Source organism: Duganella sp. Leaf126, from assembly GCF_001423125.1.
In the GTDB taxonomy this organism is placed as follows: Bacteria; Pseudomonadota; Gammaproteobacteria; order Burkholderiales; family Burkholderiaceae_D; genus Rugamonas.
The window spans coordinates 220,802-240,477 of sequence record NZ_LMNW01000032.1; the positions used below are offsets into that span (position 1 = coordinate 220,802).

Here is a 19,676-nt window from a genome sequence, read left to right on the forward strand (position 1 = left end):
CCGCCTGCGCGGGTACGACGGCGATGAAGCCCTTAACTTCACGGCATTCGGATCTGCCCGCGAAGCTGGGGGGCGACGCGGGAGGGGGGTGATCGGTTACAGTGCGGTGCTGTCTTTCTCTTCCAACCTACAGGAGTTCGTATGTCCGCCAAGAAAATTGCTGTCATCATCGGCAGCCTGCGCAAGGAGTCGCTGAACCGTAAATTTGCCCACGAAGTCATGGCGCTGGCGCCGGCGTCGTTGAGTCTGGAGATCGTCGAAATCGGCGAGCTGGCCATGTACAACCAGGACCTCGATGAGGACGGCGCAGTGCCGCCGCAGGCCTGGACCCAGTTCCGCCAGCGCATGCAGGAATTCGATGGCGTCCTGTTCTTCACCCCCGAGTACAACCGCTCCACCACCGCCGCCCTGAAGAACGCGCTCGATGTCGGTTCGCGTCCGTATGGCAGCAGCGTCTGGTCCGGCAAACCGGCCGGTGTGGTCAGCGTGACCCCGGGCACCACCGGCGCGTTCGGCGCCAACCACCATCTGCGCCAGTCGCTGGTCTTCCTCGACATGCCGGTACTGCAACAGCCGGAAATGTACATCGGCAGTGCCGCCAAGCTGCTCGGCGACGACGGCAAGGTCAGCAATGAAGACACCAAAAAATTCCTGAAGAAATTCATCGAGGCGTACGCGGCATGGGCCGAGACCAACGCCAAGAAATAAGTTCTTGGATCGCGTCGGCGCCCCGGTATCTGCAGCCCTTCGCTGCCGCGTCTGCCGGTGTTGCCGGCTAACGCCGTAGCGCTGTAAAAGCGTAGCCGGCTGGCGTGAGTGCTGCTGCTGAGGTGGGTGCTGCTGCGGACGACACAGGCGCTGCCGCCGAAGGGGGGAGCGCTGCTGTAGATGAGGTAAGCGCTGCCGCCGATGGCGTAAGTATTGCTGCCGATGGGGTAAGCGCTGCCGCCGACGGGGTAAGCGCTGCCGCCGATGGCGTAAGCATTGCTGCCGATGGGGTAAGCGCTGCCGCCGATGAGGTAAGCGCGGCAGCCGATGGCGTGCGTACCGCCGTCGGCGGTGGCGCAGCCGCCCGTTGCAGCTGTCGCGCCGGTGGCAAGCGGCGCGCTGCGCGGACGGATCGCAACGGTAGCAACCGGAATCCCCCCGGTGCCGGCGCCAGCGCCAGGTCGGCGCCCGGCAGCCGGTCGGGCAAGGTGAGCGCTGCGTCGTCTGCGAGCGGCGTGCAACTCAAATAGATGCGATACGACGCCCGGCCATCGCCAAGCTCCATCACGAAACCTGCCACATGCCCAGCGCCCGGCCCGCCCGGCACGGCGCCGGGCATTGCCGTGATGCGCAGCGACGTTTTGCCCTGGCGCAGGTGCAGCGCATCCCAGACGTGCAGCGGATACCAGCGCGGCCCCTGCCCTCGGCCCGGCACCTGACCATGCCCTTGCTGCGTTCCCTGCTCCTGCTGTGTTCCCTGCCCTTGCTGTGTTCCCTGCCCCTGCTGCGTTCCTTGCCCCTGCTGCTTTCCCTGCCCTTGCTCCGTTCCCTGCCCTTGCTGCATTCCCTGCGCTTGCAGCATGCCTTGTCCTTGCCGCATTCCTTGCCCTTGCTGCGTCCCCTGCCCCTGCTTTTGCCTCGACCCATGCTCCTGCCGCGGCTCCTTCTCGTGCCCCTTCGTCTGCTCCTGTCCCGGCTCCTGTCCCGGCTCCTGTTCTAACTCCTTGTCGTGCCCTGCCCCCGGCACCGCCAGCTCGCCGCTGGCCTCCGGCAATACCACGCCCAGGCCGTGCAGCGACGCCAGTGGCGCCAGGCCGCCGTAGCGGCCCGGGCTGGCCGGTGTCAGCACCAGCAAGTCGGCGGCCGGCCAGCCCCGCACTGCCTCGGCGGTGTAGGCGTCGGCATCGGCGTCCACGACCAGCAGCGTCAGTCCCTGATAGCGGATCAGTGCCAGCCCGTTGCCTGCCGGCGCTATCCGGCCCTGCTGCGACAGCAGTTGCGATTGCGGTGGCGCCTTCATCTGTATTGCATAGCGCGGTCCCACCTGGGCCAGCCCCGCCCGGCATGCCAGCGCCAGCACCACCACGCTTGCAGCCATGGCCGCCGTCGTCCCGAGTCTGTTGTGCATGACCACCTCCCGTTGCTGAGCATGGCGCAGTACACCATCGACGCTGATTTTTTTCCTTGAAGCAACGCAATCACTGCGTCGCCAGCGCTCAAAAAACGGGCAGCGATGATACAATCCTGCGCTTGAAACGTGCCCACCTGCTCACGAGGCACACCGCACGCACTCCCACCATGCTCCCTGAGAACCAGACCGCCATGCACCCAGAAATGCCGACACCCTATGAACAGGGCAACCAGAACCAGACCACCTTGTGGAGCGAATGCATCGCCTTCTACGAGCAACTGGCGCAGCGCTTCCCGCAAGTCTTGCGTTTCGAGCAGATCGGCGTGTCCGATGGCGGCGTGGCGATCCACGCGGGCGTGGTCAGCGCCGATGGCGTGTTCGACCGCCACTTGATCAAGGCGCAGGGCCGCCCGGTGTTCTTCAACAACAACGGCATCCACCCCGGCGAGCCGGAAGGCGTCGATGCCTGCATGGCCATCGTGCGCGACCTGTGTTTCGATCCCGCCAAACTGGCGGCGCTCGGCACCACGGTGCTGTTGTTTGTGCCCCTTTACAACGTCGATGGCGCGCTGAACCGCTCCAACACGTCGCGCGTGAACCAGGATGGTCCCGAACAGTTCGGCTTCCGCGGCAACAGCCGTCACCTCGACCTGAACCGCGACTTCATCAAGTGCGACACCCTGAACGCCCAGCTGTTCAACCAGCTGCTCAGTACCTGGGACCCGGACGTGATGGTCGATACCCACACGTCCAACGGCGCCGACTACCCGTACACGATGACGCTGATCCATACCCAGGCGGACAAGCTCGGCTATGGTCTCGGCCCCTTCCTGCGCGACACCATGCTGCCGCACATCTACGCGCAGATGGCAGCCCAGGGCTGGCCCACCTGCCCGTACGTCAATCCGGTGCACGACACGCCCGACGACGGCATCGCCGAGTTCCTCGAAGTGCCGCGCTTTTCCACCGGCTTTGCAGCCCTGCACCACGTGATCGGCTTCATGCCGGAAACCCATATGCTCAAGCCGTTCAAGGACCGCTACGCATCGATGCGCGCGTTGCTGGACGTGACCATGGCATTTACCACCGCCCACGGCGCACAGATCATGCAGCTGCGCGCCGAGGCCCGCGAACAGGCAGCCAACGCCACCACCTTCCCCGTGCACTGGAAGATGGATGAGAGCAAGCCGTCCACCTTCCGCTTCCACGGCTATACCGCGCGCCGCAGCGCCAGCCTGCTGGGCCACTACCAGCGCCTGTCGTACGACCGCAGCGCGCCGTGGGAAAAGGACATCGCCTATTTCAATACCTTCGTGCCCGACGCCACCGTGCGCGCACCGAAAGGCTATATCGTGCCGCAGGCGTGGCGCGAAGTGATCGAGCGCCTGAAGTGGAACAACGTGGAAATGGCGCCGTTCGACGCGCCGGCCACCATCGAGGCCCAGTACTACCACGTGGCGTCGGTGACGTCGCGCCCGCATGCTTACGAAGGCCACCTGTACCACGACGATGTCGTGCTGGAGACGCGCACCGGCAGTTTTACGGTGCAGGCCGGCGACTGGTTCATCCCGCTCAAGCAGTACAACGCCCGCTACGCGGTGGAAACGCTGGAACCGCTGGGCCACGACTCGTTCTTCCGCTGGGGATTCTTCAACAGCGTGCTGGAGAAGAAGGAAGCGTATTCGGATTACGTGTTCGAAGACCTGGCGCTGGAGATGCTCGCCGCCGAGCCGGCATTGAACGCGGCATTCGAGGCCTGGAAGACCGCCAACCCGGCGCTGCTGTCGCAACAGGATGCCGTACTCGGCTTTATTTTCGAACACGGCCAGCGTCACGCGGAACCGGAATGGCGCCGCTACCCGGTGCTGTCGGTCTTCTAAGCGCGCCCGCCGCCGATTTTTACGCTGCACGCAGCGGCGATCCCGCCGCGTGCAGCTTGCCGCCCGTTCTGCCGCCCACAAGGTCACCGCATGCATTACGCACTCAACCTGCGCACGTTTTTCTACAGCCATTATTTTTACCTGGGCCTGCGCTTTGCCGCCGGCCTGGTCGGCGTCACCGTGCTCACGCTGCACCTGACCGACATGCACACAGCGATGACCGTGTGTATCGGCGCGCTGTGCACGGCGCTGATGGACATGCCGAGCCCGCTGCGCCACAAGTTCAACGAAATGAGCGCCTCGGTCCTGCTATGCAGCGCGGTGACGCTGGTGATCAGCCTGTGCGCGCCGCTGCACTGGCTGCTGATGATCATGCTGGTGCTGGTCAGCTTTTTTGCCTGCATGATGGTGGTGTACGGCAAAAAGTCGATGCCGCTGCAACTGGCCACGCTGTTCATCATGACCATGTCGATGGAACACTCGATGACGATGCGGCAGTCCTTCGTCCACACTGCCTGGTTCACCACGGGTGCGGTGGCCTACCTGGCGTATGCGATGGCGGTGTCGTGGGTGCTGCGCCACCGCATCAAGCAGCAGGTGCTGGCCGAGGCCCTGTTCGAACTGGCCCACTACATCGACATCAAGGCCGATTTCTACGACACCCGCTACAACCTCAACGAGCAGTTCAACAAGCTGGTGCGCCAGCAAAGCGTGCTGGCCGACCGCCAGCAAGCGTCGCGCGACCTGATCCTGCGCGCCCACCTGAACGCCAAGGACGCCATCGTGGTGCAGACCCACGTATGCATGCTCGACCTGTACGAGCTGGTGCTGTCCACCCACACCGACTACGCGCAGCTGCGCCTGCACCTGGCCGATTCGCCCGTGATGAAAACCCTGCACGACCTGGCCTTCAAGTGCGCGCGCGATATCGAATCGGTGGCCTACGACGTCACCCGCAAAAAAGCCTCATACCCGGAAGTGACCTATGACGCCGAACTCGAGGCCATCGAGACCGAACTGGCGGCCCTGCAGGCGCGCATCGCCGCCGGCAAGCCGGAGCAGGAAGCGCTGGCCGTGCTGCGCGCGCAGCGCAACAAGATCCGCGCCATCATCAAGATGATAGGCGAGCTGCACCAGGCCAGCCAGAAAGCGTATGCCACCACGCCGTTCTGGGTCGATGCCGACATGGGGCCGTTCCTGTCGCAGCAGAAGTACGAGCTGCGCATGATCTTGTCGCACCTGCGGCTGGACTCGCCGATCTTCCGCTTTTCGCTGCGGGTGGCGATGGCGATCTCGGTCGGGCTGGCGGTGGCGGCGCAGCTGCCGTATGCGGCGCACAGCTACTGGATCGTGCTGACCATCGTCATCATCCTCAAGCCCAGCTTCAGCATGACCAAGCAGCGCCGCAGCGACCGCATCATCGGCACCATCATCGGCTGCGTGATCACGGCGCTGGTGCTGCATGTCGTCGACAGCATGGCCGTGATCCTGGCCGTGCTGGTGGTGGCCACGGTGGCCACGCCCACCTTCATCTACCTGCGCTACCGCTACGCGGCGGTGGCCGTGTCGATCATGATCTTGCTGCAGATGCACCTGATCGCCCCGGGCAACAACAACCTGATCATGGAGCGCCTGGTCGATACCTTCATCGGCGCGGCGGTCGCCACCGCCTTCAGCTTCGTGCTGGCCAACTGGGAGTACCAGAGCGTGCCGCGGCTGGTGCGCGAGGTACTGGAGGTCAACCTGCGCTATATGCAGGCCGCCTTCGACCTGCTGCAGGGCAAGTGCAAAGACGATTTCGCCTACCGCATCGAACGCAAGCGCCTGATGGACAGCCTGGCCGCGCTCAGCTCGGCGCTGGTGCGCATGCTCGACGAGCCGGCCAGCAAGCGCCGCGCAGTCGAAGACATCAACCTGTTCATCGTGCAGAACTACCTGCTGGTGGCGCACGTGGCCGCGCTGCGCGCCATCCTGCGCCGCCACGTGGTGGAGCTGCCAAGCGAACCGGTCAACGCCATGCTCGGTGTCAGCCACGACCAGGTGGTGCGCATCCTGGGCCACGCGCTCGATCCGCACGCAGCCTATGTAACCACCGACACGCAGCAAACGGCACCCGAGACGGCGCCGGTGCCGTGGTCGGGCTGGCCGCTGGTGCAGCGCCGGATCCGCCTGTTACAGGCCGACGCCGTCAAGATCATCGGCTACAGCCGCGCCGTGCTGCGCAACATTGCCTGACTTATAAAGTTGCAGGCACATATAAGCCACATGAATATCATACCGTACGGCAACAGTATGAAGTTATACGGTTTTCGTATCACATGCATCACAAAATGAAAGTATATTTATTTCTCTGAGAGGCGCATACTGCACTGCATCAAACGGACATTCACAAGGAGCTGCTCATGACCACCACGATCTTCAACTACCACACCAATGTTAACGATTTCGCCAGCGACGTTACCAAAGCCGTGCGCCAGTTGTTCGCTTCGCTGGTCGGCAAGCACCACGCTGCTGACGTGACCGTTGCTCAGGATAGCAGCGAAGAAGCCGCCCTGTGGCTGAGCAGCGCCGCCAGCGACGCAGCTGCGCACTCGCCCAGCCTGGCGTCGGAACTGCGCTACGCCGCTGCCCGCGCCTGATCCTGCCGTATTCCATTGACCGCATCGAGGAGAAATAACATGCTGACCATTATCGAAAACCTGCCAGTCGCCGTTGCCCTGACCGCTGTCGCCCTGCGCCTCTACCTCGGCGCCAATCCAGGCAAATAATATCGCTCTGCAGTCTTCTGCAGATGGGCAAAAGCCCCGGCCGCGCAAGCGGACCGGGGCTTTTTAACGTCTTGCGTTTACCTGCTATTTATTCAGCCGCGAGTTGCGCATGCCATACAACAGATAGGTGATCACGGCAGCCGACATCCAGATCGCAAAGATCGTGTACGTGGTCAGCGACAGGCCGAACATCAGGTACAGGCAGGCAGCGATGCTGAGTCCCGGCACCAGGTAGGCGCCGCCGGGAACACGGAAACCGGGGGTCGGGTTGGCGCGCTGCTTGTAGCGCAACACCGGCACCGCCAGCGACACCACGATAAAGGCGGTCAGGGTGCCCATGCTGACCATGTCCCACAGGAACGTCGCATCGACAAAGCCGGCCACCAGGCCCACCACCAGGCACACGATCAGCGTGTTGTGCACGGGCGATGCCGTGCGCGGGTTGACCTTCTGAAAAGTCTTCGAGATCAGCCCGTCCTTGGAAATCGCGTACAGGATGCGGGTCTGGCCGTAGATCGTCACCAGCGTCACGCTGAAAACCGAGATCACGGCGCCCGCCGCCAGCACCAGCGCCGGCCAGGTCTTGCCGGTCACGTTCTGCAGAATCACAGCCAGGCCCGCCTCCTGGCCGGCGAACTTGGACGCCGGCTGCGCGCCCATGGCAGCAAATGCCACCAGCATGTAAAACACGGTGACGATGGCCAATGCCGACAAAATACCGACCGGCACGTTGCGGGTCGGATTGCGCACTTCCTCGCCGGCCGTGGCCACGGTGTCGAGGCCGATGAACGAGAAGAACACGGTGGCAGCAGCCGCTGTCACGCCGGCCATGCCGGTGTAATGGACGCCGTTGTCGGGGCTGAAGAACGGGTGGAAGTTATTGATGTCGAACCCTGAAAACGCGATCACGATGAAAAACACCAGGATCGCCAGCTTGATCAGCACCATGATGGCGTTGGTGGTGGCCGACTCCTTGGTGCCACGGATCAGCAGCACGCAGCACAGGCAGACCAGCAAGATCGGCGGCAGGTTGATGTGGCCCGGCTGGAACGTAATTCCGTGGCTGGCCGTGGCCACGATCATCGGCGAACGCAGCATCTCCGGGATATGCCAGCCGAAAGCGTTGTTGAGGAAATTGTTCAGGTAGTCGGACCAGCCGATGGCCGTGGCGCTGGCCGCCAGTCCATATTCGAGCAGCAAGCAGGCGGCCATGATAAAGGCCAGGAATTCGCCGACCGTGGCATAGGCGAACGAGTACGACGAACCGGAGGCGGGGATGCGGAACGACAGCTCGGCATAGCACAGGGCGGTCAGGCCCGCCGTGATGGCTGCGATCAGGAACGACAGCACCACGGAAGGCCCGGCCTTGGGAACGGCTTCGACCATCGTGAAGAAAATACCGGTGCCGATGGTGGCGCCGACGCCGATCATGGTCAGCGGAAACAGGCCCATCGAGCGGTGCAGGCGGTTGGCGGAAGGCGCGTGATCGGCTTGTTCGACGGGGGGAGCAACTGGCTTGGTACGGGTCAGCTTCTGGACCAGCGTTTGATTCACAGTGATTCCTTGTGGGAGATATGTTCAGGCAAAAAACTAAGCGATTATAGGCCTTTACGCCTTCCCCCAAGAAAGTTCTTTTGTGTGATCTATACAACTTAAATCATGTGGCAACAATGCTATTGTGGTTACAGATGCTTACTTTTGATACAGCGAACCAGTAGATCGCGCAGCCCGCGCACGCTACGCTGGACCCTGGTTTGCAGCAAAAAAAAACACTCAGACAAGACCCTCAGGAGATCGTTGTATGCCGGTTAAAAAAATCCACTCCCACATTCCCACCGTTTCCCGCCGCGTGCACCCGGCCGTGGGCCTGGCAGCTGCGCTGCTCGGCTTTGCCGCCACGCTCGCTGCCGTGCTGATCGTCAGGAACTGACCGCAACCGGTGCGCAGCAGGCTTTAGCTCACCCGCACCACCATCAACCCTGCCCGCAGCCCTACCCGCACATCGGGGTTCGGAAAGACCACCAGTTCTTCCGGGTGCTGCACCCGGTACACGGTGTCGCCGTCGCGGGCGATTTCCTCGCCCTGGCGCAGCGCCGTGAAATTGTGGGTGTCCTTGCCGAAGGCCATGCGGAACTGGTCGCTCAGCTTGATGATCTGGCGCGCCGTGTGGAACACATGCGGCTGACGGCCGCTGCCTGCGGTGGCGACGCCGCGCAGCAAATTGTCGAGCGCCTGCGACGCATCGGCAAACTGCGCCAGGTCGTTCTGGCCCAGCGTGCCGATGCGCCCCAGTTCCACCGTGGTGCCTGCGGCCGCGTGGTGCTCGGCCGAATAATAACTGTAGGTCCCGACCGACGCCGGATTCATGATCACGGCGCCGATGCCGGCTGCGCCCAGCCAGTCGATCAGCGCGCGGCGCGGCTGCTCGGCGATGATCTCGGGGACGATGGCAAACGTCGGGTAGACCGACGGCCGGATCGCCGTGTGCAGGTCCAGGTGCCAGCGCACCGGTCCCGCATCGGCAAAGAAGGCGCTGGTGGCAGCGATCAGCTGGTCGGCGCGCGCCGCTTCCGCGGTGCCGGCCAGCGTGCCGCGTTCGGCGCGGAACATGCGGTTCAGATCGGCGTCGATGAAGCGCTTGCCGGCGCGGATGGCGCCGATATTGCCCACGCATAGCATCAGGTCGACCGCCAGGCTGGCCGCGTCGCGCGCCAGCGCGTCGAGCAGGTAGGCGACCATTTCGATCGGTCCCGTCTCGTCGCCGTGCACCCCCACCGAAATGAGCAGCGCCGGCCGGCTGTCGGCGCGCGTCCCGGCGCCCTTGATGGTGAGGATGCCGTCGGCCGGCTGCGCCACCGCGAAGCCGGCCGCAGCGAAGCGGTCGGCCACGGCGCCGAAGTCGGCCTGCGCCAGCGCCCGCACCGGCTCGGGCAAGGCAGCAGGCAGCGCTGCGGAGGACGGTGTGTGGCCGTTCATGCGCTTACGCCGCCAGCAGCGTGGTCGCTGCCGTACCGCTGGCATTGACCGCTTCCGACAAGGCCCACACATCGAGCATCGCCTGTTCCAGGTCGGCCGGCTGCGCATAGCCCGACAGGCCCAGCGTGTTGGCCACCAGTTCCACCGCCTCGGTGGCACCATGACCGCCGGTCGCGTGCTGCAGCACCTTCGACAGCAGGCGCTGCTGGGTGCGGCGCAGGGCGTTTTGCGCGTAGTTGCGCAACTGCTCCTGCGAGCGGTTGGCGGCCGGCAGTTTCAGTCCGCGCTCGAGCACGTCGATGCCCACCTGCTTGCGCAGCGCCAGGCCGATGTGCAGGAAGGCCGGCAAGTCCATGCCCGCCGGGCGCTGCACCGACAGCGCGGCAAACACGAACGCCGTAACCGCTTCGATCGCATCGACCGCGTTCCAGGCCTGGACGAATTCGGCACGCAGGCCGGCCGTCAGCTCGGCGTCGGTCTGGCCGTCGGCCGGCGTCACCTGCGACAGCTGGGCCAGCAGCTGCGGCTGGTCGAACAGGCGCGTGAGTTCTTCCACGCCGGCGCGCAGCTGGTCGGCCGGCACCGTCAGCGCGCCCTCGATCACGGCGCGTTGCAGCACGCGGGTGCGGCCATCGACCTTGATCGAGACGGCGCGCGGGATCTTCAGCGCGTCGGCATCGAGCGTGGCAAACACCGGCGCCAGGTTCAGCGCCGACCAGGCCTGGCCCCAGGCCTGGATCACCTCGGTTTCATCGACACCGTGCTCGCGGGCCAGCTCGCGCAGCATCAGCGGACCGCAGCGGTTGACCGATTCGTTGGCCAGCACGGTGGCCAGGATGGTGTTGGCCAGCGGGTGCGCCAGCGCCGGGCGGGTGGCCACCATCAGCGCGGGGAAGTACGGCTTGAGCATGGCTTCGGCCCAGCTGTGCTGCGTCAGCGGCAGCGCCGACAGGATGCGCTTGTAGCGGTTCTTGACGTTGGCGATCACCACCGCCAGTTCCGGCGTGGTCAGGCCACGGCCATCGGCCTTGCGGCGCGCCAGCTCGGCCACCGTCGGCAGCTGCTCGAGGTCGCGCGACAGCGCGCCCTCTTCTTCCAGGAACGCGATCAGGTGGGCATAGCCGTCCTGCACCGCCGGTTCGGTCTGCGCCTGCGCCTCGCGCACCAGCAAATGGGTCTGCAGCGTGTTGTCGCGCAGGACCAGTCGCTCGATGTCGGCCGTCATCAGGTTCAGCGTGTGGTTGCGGTCCGCTTCGCTGAGCTGACCGGCACTCATCTCCACGTCCAGCCACATCTTGACGTTGACTTCGTGGTCGGAGCAGTCCACGCCGGCCGAGTTGTCGATCGCATCGGTGAAGATGCGGCCGCCGGCCAGGGCGAACTCGATGCGGCCGGCCTGGGTGGCGCCCAGGTTGCCGCCCTCGGTGACGACCTTGCAGCGCAGCTCGTTGCCGTTGACGCGGATATTGTCGTTGGCGCGGTCCTTGACCTGGGCGTGGGTTTCGGTCGACGCCTTGATGTAGGTGCCGATACCACCGTTGTAGAACAGGTCCACCGGCGCCTTCAGGATGCGGTGCATCAGCTCTTCCGGCGGCAGCGAGGTTTCCTCGATGTCGAGCACGGCGCGGATCTGCGGCGACAGCGCGATCGCGCGCGCAGTGCGCGGGTAGACGCCGCCGCCGGCCGAGATCAGCTCCTTGTTGTAGTCGTCCCACGAGGAACGCGGCAGCGCGAACATCCGTTCGCGCTCGACGAACGACTGCTCCATGTCCGGGTTCGGATCGAGGAAGATATGGCGGTGATCGAACGCGGCGACGATTTTCAGCTTGCGCGACAACAGCGCACCGTTGCCGAACACGTCGCCCGACATGTCGCCCACGCCGACCATGGTGGTCGGTGTGGCGTGGATGTCGTGGTCCATTTCATAGAAGTGGCGCTGCACGGCCTCGAACGCGCCCTTGGCGGTGATGCCCATCTTCTTGTGGTCGTAGCCGTTGGAGCCGCCCGACGCAAACGCGTCGCCGAGCCAGAAGCCGCGCTGCACGGCGATGCTGTTGGCGATGTCGGAGAAGGTGGCCGTGCCCTTGTCGGCGGCGACCACCAGATAGGGGTCGGCGCTGTCGTAGCAGACCGTGTCCGCCGGCGGCACGATGTTGCCGAGCACGCGGTTGTCGGTCACTTCCAGCAGGCTGGAGATGAACAGGCGGTACACTGCCTCGCCTTCGGCCGCGATGGTTTCACGCACGGCGTCCTTCGGCATCTGCTTGCAGACGAAACCGCCCTTGGCGCCGGCCGGCACGATCACGGCGTTCTTGACCATCTGCGCCTTGACCAGGCCGAGGACTTCGGTGCGGTAGTCTTCCATGCGGTCGGACCAGCGCAGGCCACCGCGCGCGACCGGGCCGCCGCGCAGGTGCAGGCCCTCGAAGCGGCGCGAGAACACGTAGATCTCGCGGTACGGGCGCGGTTCCGGCACCAGCGACAGGGTGCTGGTGTCGAACTTGAAGATGATCTTGTCGCCCTTCTGGTCGTTCTGGAAGTAGTTGGTGCGCAGCGTGGCGGCAATCAGGTCGGCCAGCGCGCCCAGTACTTCTTCGCTGTCGGCGTGGTTGATGCCGGGCAGGCGCGCCTTGATGTCGGCCAGCTTGTCGAGCGCCTCGTTGCGGGTGGCTTCGGCCAGCGACGGATCGAAGCGGCGCAGGAACACGTCGACCAGCTCCTTGACCAGGGCGGGCTGCTTGCGCAGCGTTTCGGCAATGTAGCGCACCGAGAACTGGGTGCCGGTCTGGCGCCAGTAGCTCATGTAGGCGCGCACCAGCTGTACTTCGCGCACACTGAGGCCGCCTTCGATGACCAGGCCATTCAAGCGGCCGTCTTCGGCTTCGTTGTTGAACAGGGCCGAGAACAGTTCTTCGGCAACCACCACCACGCCCGGCCGGGACAGGCTGGCCGCACTGGCCGCATCGACCGACAGGCTGGTGACGTAACGGCGCTGGCCATCGATGCGCAGCGAATGCGACTGCTCGCGGTCGATGGTCACGCCGGCGTTGTGCAGCGCCGGCAGGATGATCGACAGCGACGGCACCTGGTCCACCGAGTACAGGCGGATCGAGGTGCCGTCGTTCGAATTTTCCACCCGCACGTCGACGCGCGACGGATCGACGTTGTGCAGGATGGTTTGCAGGTCCTGGAAGGCCGCGACCGGCGTGGTGGCTGCCACGTAATCGACCGGCAGCGTGGTGCACAGCTTGCGCAGCTGCGCGCGCACCACGTCGTTTGGCGCGGTGTCGGCCAGCTGCGAGAAGCTGTCGTGCCAGCCGTCGAGCACACCGCTGAGCGGCTGCTGGATATCGGTTTCCAGGTCGAGCGGATAGCGCGCGCCGTGGGCGATCAGGTACACGCGCGCCAGCGGGCCGTCGGCCACCAGCGTCTGCAGGCTGACGTGGCTGGCGCCGGACGTGTGCTGCAGCGTGCGTGCCAGCGACGACGCCACGCTGTTGCTGTAACGCTCACGCGGCAGGTACACCAGCACGTTCAGGTGGCGCGCATAGACGTCGCGGCGCGCGAAGACCTTGGTGCGCGGCTGCTTGTACAGCGACACCACGGCGCCGCAGACATCGGCCAGCCACTGCGGATCGGCTTCCAGCGCTTCGGTGCGCGGCAGCGATTCGAGGATCTCGATGAATTTCTCGGCGCGGAAGCCTTCCTGGCGCACGCCGGCAATCGCCAGCACCTTGGCCACGCGGCCGCGCGCGAACGGCAGGCGGTTCAGCGGCGTGGACGTGGCGGCGCGGGTAAACAGGCCGACGAAGCAGTACTCGCCGAGGATCGCGCCCTGGGCATCGGTGTGGCGCACGCCGATGAAGTCGAGCTGCTGGTCGCGGTGCAGCGTGCCTTCCACGTCAGCCTTGACGATGGACAGCGTGTGCGCGCGGCCGGACAGGGTGTCGAAGTCGCCGGGGATATTGGCCAGGCAGGTGCCGTAGACCGGGTGCGCGGTATCCTGCAGCACGCCGATGCGGCTCGGGATGTCGCGTTCCAGTTCGCGCACGCCCGGTGTCACCTGGTAGTAGGCATAGCCGAACGGCTCGAAACCTTCGGTGCGGGCCCAGTCGAGGAAGGCAGCCACTTCCTGGCCTTCTTCGCCGATGGCAGCCGCCTCGGCGCCGATGCGCGACAGGTGCGCCAGCATGGCGGCCTTGTCGCGGCGGACCACGGCGGCGTCGCGCGACACCATCTGGATGCGCTCGACCAGCGCGCCCAGTTCGGCGGCAGGCAGGTCTTCCGCCAGCAGGCACAGGACGTACGATTCGAGCTTGTCGCCGGCCTGGCCGACATGGGTGACCACGCCATCGGCGTCGCGCGCCACCGGCAGCACCGCGTTCATCACGCCGTTGGCGACGATGTGCAGCTTGCGCATGGCCATGACGATGGAATCGACCAGGTAGGGCATGTCATCGTTGAGGATCAGGAGCGCGGTGGCCTTGCCGCCACGCCCGCCGTTGCCTTCCTGGTAGGAGAGCGTGACCACCTGCGCACCGGCGCCGGTGCGCGTGGCCGCCTTGCTGAAACCTTCCATCAAGACCGGCGCCAGGCTGGCAGGCGCGGTGCCGGCCAGGTCTTCGTCGTCGAGGGCTGCGAGCCAGGCGCCGATCAGCGCCTGCACCTGTCCCTGCGGGTTGCTGCTGGCAGGCTGGCTGGCATTGATCGCGGCGAGGGTCTCGGCGCGCAGGTCTTGTGGTGTCTGTTTCATTGTTCGTTCTCCAATACGTAACGGGTATTTTAAGTATTTTCAGATGCCCACGCCGTGCCACTTGTGGCGGCGCGGCGTAGTGCTGGTACTGCCGGTGATGCGGTATTAGACCAGCTTTTAAAACTTCGCGCCTTTACCAGAAGGAACAGGGCTAACCGAGGTCGTACAGGTCGGGCAGCTGCAGGATGCGGCTCAATTCCTCGAGCGCCGTGCGCACCTCGCGCGCCAGCTGCGGGTCGGCCAGGTCGTCCGGCGACAACCGGTCGCGGTAGTGCTTTTCCACCCACGCCACCAGTGCGTGGTACAGCGTCTCGGTCATCACCACGCCCTGGTGCATGGCGGCGCTTTCGGCGTCGGTCAGCGCCACGCGCAGGCGCAGGCAAGCGGGGCCGCCGCCGTTGCGCATCGACTGGCGCAAGTCGAAGGTGATCAATTCGTCGATGGCGCCGTGTTGCGCCAGCAGGTCCTCGAGGTAGCGCGCCACCGCGGCATTTTCCTGGCATTCCTGCGGCACCACCAGCGCCATCTTGCCGCCGTCCTTGGTCAGCAGCTGGCTGTTGAACAGGTAGCTGGCCACGGTGTCGGCCACCGCCACCTGCGATGTCGCCACCCGGATCGGATCGAACTCGGCGCCCGCCTCGCCCACTGCGCGGCGCAGACGCTCGATGACCTGGGCTTCGTCGGCAAAGGCCTGCTCGTGGTAGAACAGCACGTTGCCGTTGCCGACCGCGATCACGTCGTTGTGGAACACGCCCTGGTCGATCACGTCGGGATTCTGCTGGACGAACACGGTGCGCTGCGCCGACAGGCCATGCAGCCGCGCCACCGCCTGCGACGCTTCGAGCGTCTGCCGCGCCGGGAAGCGCCTGGGCGCAGGTGCGGCGCTATCGAACTCGGTGCGGCCGTAGACGAACAGTTCGACGCCGGCACTGCCGTGGTCCCTGGCGAAGCGCGTGTGGTTGGCCGCGCCCTCGTCGCCGAACGCCGGCGTGCCGGGCAGCGCATCGTGCACGGCAAAGTGCTTGGCGTCGCCGAAGATGGCGCGCAGGCTGCGCGCCGACTGCGTGTGCTCGAAGGCCCGGTGCAGCTTGTTGTTCAGGTTGGCGGCGGTAAAGTGGGTGCGGCCGTCCGCGCTGTCGGCCGACGGGCTGACGGTGGCGGCATTGGCGGTCCACATCGGCGACGCCGAGTAGGCGCTGGCCAGGATCACCGGCGCCTGTTTGGCCGCCTTGGCCAGCACCTCGGCATCGGTGCCGCTGAAACCCACGCTGCGCAGCAGGCGCAAGTTGGGCCGCACCTGCGGCGGCATCACTGCCTGGCCAAAGCCGCGGGCAGCGAGCGCGCGCATCTTGGCCAGGCCCTGCAGGGCGGCCAGCCTGGGATTGGATGCGCTCTTGACGTTGTTGAACGAGGCGACGTTACCGAACGACAGGCCGGCATAGTTGTGCGACGGCCCGACCAGGCCGTCGAAGTTGAATTCGCGTGCGTGCATGGCGGGCGTCCTCAGAAGTGCATGCCGGGCGAGAGCTTGGCCGGCATGTCCAGTGCGGGGTTTTCGATCGAGGCTACCGGGTAGGCGCAATAGTCGGCCGCATAATAGGCGCTCGGGCGGTGGTTGCCGGAGTTGCCCACGCCGCCGAACGGCGCCGTGCTGGCCGCGCCCGTGGTCGGCCGGTTCCAGTTGACGATGCCGGCGCGCGCGCGCAGCTGGAACTGCTGCCACAGCTGCCCGTCGTTCGAAATCAGCGCGGCAGCCAGGCCGAACGCGGTGGCGTTGGCGGTGCGGATGGCGGTGTCGAAATCGGCCACGCGGATCACCTGCAACAGGGGGCCGAACCATTCCTCGTCGGGAATGCCGGTGGCGCCGGTCACATCGACGATGCCGGGCGTGACGAAGCCGGTATGGTCGTCGAGGTGGCGCATGGCCAGCAGGCTGACGCCGCCCTTGTCCACCATGTCCTGCTGCGCCTGCAGCAGCCGGCGCGCCACCGCCGCCGACACCACCGGGCCCATGAACGGCGCCGGTTCCGCGTCCGACGCACCGACCGTCAGGCGGCCGGCCACATCGACCAGGCGCGCGAGCAGCGCATCGCCGGCAGCTCCCTGCTGGACGATCAGGCGGCGCGCGCAGGTGCAGCGCTGGCCGGCCGAAATGAAGGCCGACGAGACCACCATGAACACGGCGGCGTCGATGTCGTGCGCATCCCAGACCACCAGCGGGTTGTTGCCGCCCATTTCCAGCGCCAGCATCTTGCCCGGCTGGCCGCCGAACTGTTGATGCAGCGCGGTGCCGGTGGGGCAGCTACCGGTAAACAGCACGCCGTCGAGCCGCGCGTTCTGGCCCAGCGCGATGCCGGTCTCGCGGCCGCCGTTGACCAGGTTGATCACGCCGGGCGGCACGCCGGCCTGTTCCCACAGCTGCACGGTCTTGATGGCCGTGCGCGGCGCGTACTCGCTCGGTTTGAACACCACCGTGTTACCGGCGATCAGGGCCGGCACGATGTGACCGTTGGGCAGGTGGCCGGGAAAATTGTACGGGCCGAACACGCCGAACACGCCGTGCGGGCGGTGGCGCAGCACCGCTTCGCCGTCGGCCACCTTGTTTTGCGTCAGGCCGGTGCGGGCGTGGTAGGCCTGCACCGAGATGTCGATCTTGTTGGCCATGGTGGTCACTTCGGTACGCGCTTCCCACAGCGGCTTGCCCACTTCCTCGGCGATCAGCAGCGCCAGCTGCTCCGCATCCTGCTTGAGCAGGTCGCGGAAGCGCTGGCAGACGGCGATGCGCTCGTCGAGCGGCATCAAGGCCCAGGCCTCGAACGCCGCTTGCGCAGCGGCGCAGGCAGCGTCGACATCGGCCGGCGTCGATTCGCGGCTGGCCCAGGTCTGCCGGCCGTTCGACGGATCGACGGTCACCAGTTCGGCGCCGCCGCCGACCAGCCACTGGCCGCCGATGAAGTTGCTCAGTACATTGCTCAGGGGGTTGTTCAGCGTATTAAACATGGGGATTCTTCCTCGGATTGAGCGACAGGGTGCGCACGGCGTCGCCGTCGGTGCAGCGCAAGGCAGCCTGCTCTGCTGCCGGCAGCGCCATCACGCCATCGACCGGCGCGGTCTGCGACAGGATCATGCGGAAATCGTGGAGCGTGGTATTCGACACCAGCACCGGTTCGGACTCGGTTGCGGATGCGCCGGCCGGATCGGGCGTGCCGGCCACCTGGGCCAGCACGCTGTCGCGCATGGCGCGCAGTTCGGAGACGCGCGCCTGCAGCACCGGGCCGGCATCGAAAATGTCGACATAGCCTTCGAAGTACAGGCCTTCCTGTTCCAGCAGGCGGCGCGCCGGCGCGGTGGACGTGTGGACCTTGCCGATCACCTCGCGCGCGTCGTCGGGCAGGTAGGCCACGTACAGCGGCTGGCGCGGCATCAGCTCGGCGATGAACGATTTCTTGCCGACCGCCGTCAAGGCATCGACGTGATCGAAATCCATCTTGAAGAAGTGCCGACCCAGGCCTTCGTAGAACGGCGAACGGCCGCTCTCCTCCTGGTAACCGCGCATTTCGGCGATCAGCTTTTCGGTAAACAGGTGCGGGAACTGGGCGATGAACAGGAAGCGGCATTTCGACAGCAGCTTGCCGTTGTTGCCGGTGCGGTAGTCGGGATGCAGGAACAGCGAGCACAGTTCGGTGCTGCCGGTCAGGTCGTTCGACAGGTACAGCGTTTCCATGCGGGTAAACACTTCGAGCTCGCGGCTCGAGTGCACCAGGGTGCCGATGCGGTAGTTATAAAACGGTTCGTTCAGACCGACCGCGCCCTTGATCGCGCACACGCCGGCCAGGCGGCCGGTATCGGTGTCTTCCATGACGAACATGTAGTCGCGCTTTTCGGGCGCGATGGTTTCGGCAAACGAGGCGACCGCAATCGCCAGCCGGTCGCCCATCATCTTCATGTCGGGCTTCAAGGTGGTCATGCCGCTGCCGACCTGGGTGGCCATCACGTACAGGGCGTCGAGGTCGTCGGCTTGGATGGCGCGTACTACTAGCATAGGGGGTCCAGTCTCAGAGTCGGACGCAGATGACGGTGTCGCCGTCCGCGATGTTCAGCGTTTCCAGCACCTCGGCCGGCAGGGCCACGGTCACCTGCGACTCGAGCGCGGCGCAGTCGGCGATGACGGCGCGGAAATTGTGTTCGGCGCCGGACGAGATGGCGTAGCGCACGGCCGGTTCGCGGCCGCGGTCGCGCGCATCGACCGCCACCGTGGCGCGGCGCTGCAGCGCGCCGGTGAAGGTGCGCAGCGAATTCTTGTGGGCCTGCAGGATCGGGCCGCCGTCGAAAATGTCGATGTAGTCGTCGGCCTCGAAGCCTTCGGCCGTCAGCAGGTTGAAGGCCAGTTCACCCGACGGATGGATCTGGCCCATGGCCGCCTGGGCGTCGCCGGGTAGCAGCGGCACGTACACCGGGTAGTGCGGCATCAGCTCGACGATCAGGGTGCGGTTGCGGGCGCCGCCGATCACGCGTTCGGCATCGAGGAAATCCATCTGGAAGAACTTGCGGCCCAGCGCATCCCAGAACGGCGACCCGCCGCCGCCGTCGGTGACGCCGGCCAGCGGCACGAAGAAGCGGTCGGCAAAACGGTGCGGCGCCAGCACGGCAAACATCAGCCGCGCGCGCGACAGCAGCGCCGCCTCCGGCGAACCCTGTTCGCGCTCGCCCACGTAAAAGCTCGACAGCTGGGAATAGCCGGTCAGCTCGGAACACAGCGTGAGTGCGTGCACGCTGTGGCTGATATTGAGGTCGCGCGACACCTGCTGGATGACGTCGTTGCGGAAGGAAAAATACGTGCCGTTGGAACCGGCGGCGGCAAACATGGCAGCCGTGCCGACGATGGCGCGATCGGCCAGGTTTTCCAGCACCAGCAGATACGATTCCTCGCTGGCGATATCGACCTGGGCGGCAAAAGAGGCGATCGAACCTTCGATCATGGCGAGGATTTTCTCGCGCGTCTTGGGCAGGGTATGGACTCCCGGCATGGGCACTGCGGACAGCGCCTCGAGGGCGTCGATATCCGCGAGTTCGACCGGACGGACGACATACATGGAAACTCCTTGGGTGATGCAGATCATGCGCGGGACCGAAGCTCCGTCCCCCCCGCGCAGGCGGGGATCCGGTTTTTGCGCGGTGCA

At 65.6% G+C, this 19,676-nt stretch carries 13 protein-coding genes; 5 read left to right on the plus strand and 8 right to left on the minus strand.

From position 1 onward, the window contains the following. Positions 1–141 precede the first annotated feature (141 nt). Positions 142–708, plus strand: coding sequence for an NADPH-dependent FMN reductase (locus ASF61_RS17770; RefSeq protein WP_056158792.1), 567 nt, complete (start codon positions 142–144; stop codon positions 706–708). 67 nt (positions 709–775) lie between these two features. Here the strand turns inward: ASF61_RS17770 and ASF61_RS23815 are convergent, their stop codons facing one another. Beyond that, entirely contained in the window at positions 776–2,116 is a 1,341-nt protein-coding gene (locus tag ASF61_RS23815; protein WP_200919898.1) for a hypothetical protein, read from the minus strand. Positions 2,117–2,322: 206 nt separating this feature from the next. Between ASF61_RS23815 and ASF61_RS17785 the strand changes: the two genes are divergently transcribed. The 3 genes from ASF61_RS17785 to ASF61_RS17795 all read left to right on the plus strand — a co-directional run bounded on the left by ASF61_RS17785 (position 2,323) and on the right by ASF61_RS17795 (position 6,638). Further along, positions 2,323–3,999: a M14 family zinc carboxypeptidase gene (locus ASF61_RS17785; RefSeq protein WP_373994559.1), complete on the plus strand. Its 1,677-nt coding sequence runs from the start codon at positions 2,323–2,325 to the stop codon at positions 3,997–3,999. 90 nt (positions 4,000–4,089) lie between these two features. Continuing rightward, positions 4,090–6,234, plus strand: coding sequence for an FUSC family membrane protein (locus tag ASF61_RS17790; RefSeq protein ID WP_056158800.1), 2,145 nt, complete (start codon positions 4,090–4,092; stop codon positions 6,232–6,234). 167 nt (positions 6,235–6,401) lie between these two features. Next, on the plus strand, positions 6,402–6,638 hold the full coding sequence (locus ASF61_RS17795; protein ID WP_056158802.1) for a hypothetical protein: 237 nt from the start codon (positions 6,402–6,404) through the stop codon (positions 6,636–6,638). Between the two features lie 213 nt (positions 6,639–6,851). Here ASF61_RS17795 and ASF61_RS17800 read toward each other — a convergent pair whose 3' ends face one another. After that, positions 6,852–8,321, minus strand: coding sequence for an APC family permease (locus tag ASF61_RS17800; RefSeq protein WP_056158805.1), 1,470 nt, complete (start codon positions 8,319–8,321; stop codon positions 6,852–6,854). A gap of 247 nt (positions 8,322–8,568) precedes the next feature. Here ASF61_RS17800 and ASF61_RS24350 point away from each other — a divergent pair, with 247 nt between their 5' ends. Beyond that, positions 8,569–8,697 (plus strand): hypothetical protein, encoded by a 129-nt coding sequence (locus tag ASF61_RS24350; RefSeq protein WP_255354579.1) that lies wholly within the window; start codon positions 8,569–8,571, stop codon positions 8,695–8,697. Positions 8,698–8,720: 23 nt separating this feature from the next. Here ASF61_RS24350 and ASF61_RS17805 read toward each other — a convergent pair whose 3' ends face one another. The 6 genes from ASF61_RS17805 to ASF61_RS17830 form a co-directional block, all read right to left on the minus strand. Next, positions 8,721–9,743, minus strand: coding sequence for a succinylglutamate desuccinylase (locus ASF61_RS17805; RefSeq protein WP_056158808.1), 1,023 nt, complete (start codon positions 9,741–9,743; stop codon positions 8,721–8,723). 4 nt (positions 9,744–9,747) lie between these two features. Continuing rightward, the gene (locus tag ASF61_RS17810) at positions 9,748–14,496 is read right to left on the minus strand and encodes an NAD-glutamate dehydrogenase domain-containing protein (protein ID WP_056158811.1); all 4,749 of its coding nucleotides are present in this window, start codon (positions 14,494–14,496) and stop codon (positions 9,748–9,750) included. Positions 14,497–14,647: 151 nt separating this feature from the next. Then, complete coding sequence (gene astB / locus ASF61_RS17815) at positions 14,648–15,988, minus strand: N-succinylarginine dihydrolase (protein ID WP_056158814.1); 1,341 nt, start codon at positions 15,986–15,988, stop codon at positions 14,648–14,650. A gap of 11 nt (positions 15,989–15,999) precedes the next feature. Further along, positions 16,000–17,496, minus strand: coding sequence for a succinylglutamate-semialdehyde dehydrogenase (gene astD / locus ASF61_RS17820; RefSeq protein WP_056158816.1), 1,497 nt, complete (start codon positions 17,494–17,496; stop codon positions 16,000–16,002). Next, complete coding sequence (gene astA / locus ASF61_RS17825) at positions 17,489–18,538, minus strand: arginine N-succinyltransferase (protein ID WP_056158819.1); 1,050 nt, start codon at positions 18,536–18,538, stop codon at positions 17,489–17,491. The genes astD and astA overlap by 8 nt, the downstream gene beginning before the upstream one ends. A 13-nt stretch (positions 18,539–18,551) precedes the next feature. Beyond that, complete coding sequence (locus ASF61_RS17830) at positions 18,552–19,589, minus strand: arginine N-succinyltransferase (RefSeq protein WP_056158824.1); 1,038 nt, start codon at positions 19,587–19,589, stop codon at positions 18,552–18,554. Positions 19,590–19,676 lie beyond the last annotated feature (87 nt).